A 2,966-nucleotide genomic window follows, 5' to 3' on the forward strand; every position below is an offset into this window, starting at 1 on the left:
GAGCAGGCCGATGCGGTGCTGATCATCGGCGCCAATCCGCGCTATGAAGCCTCGGTGCTCAACGCCCGTATCCGCAAGCGCTGGCGGATCGGCAATCTGCCGGTCGGCGTCATCGGCGATGTTGGCGATACCCGCTACGACTACGAACAGCTGGGCGCCGGACCGGATTCGCTGAAGGATTTGGCCGACGGCAACGGCAAGTTCTTCCAGACGCTGAAGAAGGCGACACGCCCTCTGATCATCGTTGGCCAGGGCGCGCTGGCGCGTGCCGACGGCGCGGCCGTGCTCGGACAGGCGGCCAAGCTCGCCGCCGCCGTAAACGCTGCCCGCGCTGACTGGAACGGCTTTGCCGTGCTGCACAACGCGGCCGGCCGCGTCGGCGGTCTCGATCTCGGTTTCGTGCCGGGCGAGGGCGGCAGAAACGTTGCCGGCATGCTGGGCGAAATGGAGCTCCTGTTCCTGCTCGGCGCCGACGAGATCGACATGGCCAAGACCGGCGGCGCTTTCGTCGTCTATATCGGCACGCATGGCGACCAGGGCGCGCACCGCGCCAATGTCATCCTGCCGGCGGCCGCCTACACGGAAAAGTCGGCCACCTACGTCAACACCGAAGGCCGCGTGCAGCAGACCAACCGCGCCGGCTTCGCGCCGGGCGAGGCGCGCGAGGACTGGGCGATCCTGCGGGCGCTGTCGGATGTGCTGGGCAAGAAACTGCCGTTCGATTCGCTGCCGCAGCTGCGCGCCAAGCTCTATGGCGAATACCCGCATCTGGCCCGTATCGACCAGGTCGCGGCGGGCAATGCCGAGGACATCACCGGGGTGGCGAAGCTCGGCGGGCGGCTGAACAAGGGCACCTTCACCTCGCCGGTGACGGATTTCTACCTGACCAACCCGATCGCGCGGGCATCGGCCGTGATGGCGGAATGCTCGGCACTGGCCAAGAGCGGCTTCAAGCAGGCGGCGGAATAAGCATGGACACTTTCTTCTCCTTCTACGTGCTGCCGGCGCTGATCATTCTGCTGAAATCGGTCGTGCTGATCGTTATCCTGCTGATTTTCGTTGCCTACATCCTCTACGCCGACCGCAAGATCTGGGCGGCGGTGCAACTGCGCCGTGGCCCGAACGTCGTCGGCCCCTGGGGCACGCTGCAAGCTTTCGCCGATCTGCTGAAATTCGTCTTCAAGGAGCCGGTCATCCCGTCCGGCGCCAACAAGGGCGTGTTCCTGCTGGCGCCGCTGGTCTCGGCCGTGCTGGCGATCTCGGCCTGGGCGGTCATTCCGGTCAATCAGGGCTGGGCGATCGCCAACGTCAATGTCGGCATCCTCTATGTCTTCGCCATCTCCTCGCTTGAGGTCTATGGCGTGATCATGGGCGGCTGGGCCTCCAACTCGAAATATCCGTTCCTCGGCGCGCTGCGTTCGGCCGCTCAGATGGTGTCCTACGAGGTCTCGATCGGCTTCGTCATCGTCACCGTTCTGCTCACCGCCGGCTCGCTCAACCTCACCGATATCGTGCTGTCGCAGCATGATGGAATTGGTACGCGGCTTGGCCTGCCCAACACCTTCCTCGACTGGAACTGGCTGGCGCTGTTCCCGATGTTCATCATCTTCTTCATCTCGGCGCTGGCCGAGACGAACCGGCCGCCTTTCGATCTGGTGGAAGCCGAATCGGAACTGGTCGCCGGCCACATGGTCGAATATTCGTCGACGCCGTTCCTGCTGTTCTTCCTCGGCGAGTATGTCGCCATCGTGCTGATGTGCGCGCTGGCCACCATCCTGTTCCTCGGCGGCTGGCTGCCTCCGTTCGACTTCGCGCCGTTCACCTGGGTGCCGGGCGTCATCTGGTTCGTGCTGAAAGTCTGCTTCGTGTTCTTCGGCATCTCCATGGTGAAGGCCTTCGTGCCGCGCTACCGCTACGACCAGTTGATGCGGCTTGGCTGGAAAGTGTTCCTGCCGATCTCGTTGTTCATGGTGGTCGCCACCGCGGCCTTCCTCAAGATCACGGGGTTTGCGTGATGTCCGCTCTTTCCCAAGCCGCCAAATCGCTGCTGCTGCAGGATTTCGTCAGCGCCTTCTTCCTGTCGATGCGCCAGTTCTTCGCGCCGAAGGAGACGATCAATTATCCGCACGAGAAGGGGCCGACCAGTCCGCGCTTCCGCGGCGAGCATGCGCTGCGCCGCTATCCCAATGGCGAGGAACGCTGCATCGCCTGCAAATTGTGCGAGGCGATCTGCCCGGCGCAGGCCATCACCATCGAGGCCGGCCCGCGCCGCAATGACGGCACGCGCCGCACGGTTCGCTACGACATCGACATGGTGAAGTGCATCTATTGCGGCTTCTGCCAGGAAGCCTGCCCGGTCGACGCCATCGTCGAGGGGCCGAATTTCGAATTCGCGACGGAGACGCGCGAGGAACTCTACTACGACAAGGACAAGCTGTTGGCGAATGGCGACCGGTGGGAGCGCGAACTGGCGCGCAACATCTCGCTGGACTCGCCCTACCGCTGATATTTGACGCATGGGCGGGGCAGGGGCCTCGTCCAGAGGATGATCCCGAAAAGTTGCGGACTTTTCGGACCAGATCATGCTCCGGAATACAGAGTGGCCCATGTTTCTTTCGATCGGGCCTTTCAACCCGATCGGAACATGGGCTAGGACAACGCGGCTTTGGAACCGGAGGCGGAACCAGGCCAGAGACAACAAACAGGACGAGCGTCCTGTTCGTACAGGAACCCGGGGGATCCCCAATGTTGAGTGGACTAGAGGCGGCCTTTTTCTACCTCTTCGCCTTTGTCGCGGTGGCTTCGGCGTTCATGGTCATTTCGTCGCGCAACCCCGTGCATTCGGTGCTGTTCCTGATCCTGACCTTTTTCAACGCCGCCGGCCTGTTCATGCTGACCGGGGCCGAGTTCCTGGCGATGATCCTGCTCGTCGTCTATGTCGGCGCGGTGATGGTGCTGTTCCTGTT

The 2,966-nt window shown here is 63.1% G+C and carries 4 protein-coding genes; all 4 read left to right on the top strand.

Annotated elements, in window-relative coordinates; genetic code table 11:
• Window positions 1–969: molybdopterin-dependent oxidoreductase (locus EN906_RS29140; protein WP_164777438.1), on the top strand; the 969-nt coding region annotated here is incomplete at its 5' end.
• Between the two features lie 2 nt (window positions 970–971).
• The gene (gene nuoH / locus EN906_RS29145; protein WP_027034808.1) at window positions 972–2,015 is read left to right on the top strand and encodes an NADH-quinone oxidoreductase subunit NuoH; all 1,044 of its coding nucleotides are present in this window, start codon (window positions 972–974) and stop codon (window positions 2,013–2,015) included.
• Window positions 2,015–2,506 carry an NADH-quinone oxidoreductase subunit NuoI gene (gene nuoI / locus EN906_RS29150; protein WP_023812382.1) on the top strand — a complete coding sequence of 164 codons (492 nt, stop codon included), beginning with the start codon at window positions 2,015–2,017 and terminating at the stop codon, window positions 2,504–2,506. The genes nuoH and nuoI overlap by 1 nt, the downstream gene beginning before the upstream one ends.
• 239 nt (window positions 2,507–2,745) lie before the next feature.
• Window positions 2,746–2,966 (top strand): NADH-quinone oxidoreductase subunit J (locus EN906_RS29155; RefSeq protein ID WP_206529197.1); only part of this gene is annotated, 221 nt, incomplete at its 3' end.

This window comes from Mesorhizobium sp. M7A.F.Ca.CA.004.06.1.1 (genome assembly GCF_003999135.1).
Classification (GTDB): domain Bacteria; phylum Pseudomonadota; class Alphaproteobacteria; order Rhizobiales; family Rhizobiaceae; genus Mesorhizobium.

Bases quoted from the DNA above. Each gene is read 5' to 3' on its own strand.
- nuoH (WP_027034808.1), top strand. From the start codon at position 972: ATGGACACTTTCTTCTCCTTCTACGTGCTGCCGGCGCTGATCATTCTG.
- nuoI (WP_023812382.1), top strand. From the start codon at position 2,015: ATGTCCGCTCTTTCCCAAGCCGCCAAATCGCTGCTGCTGCAGGATTTC.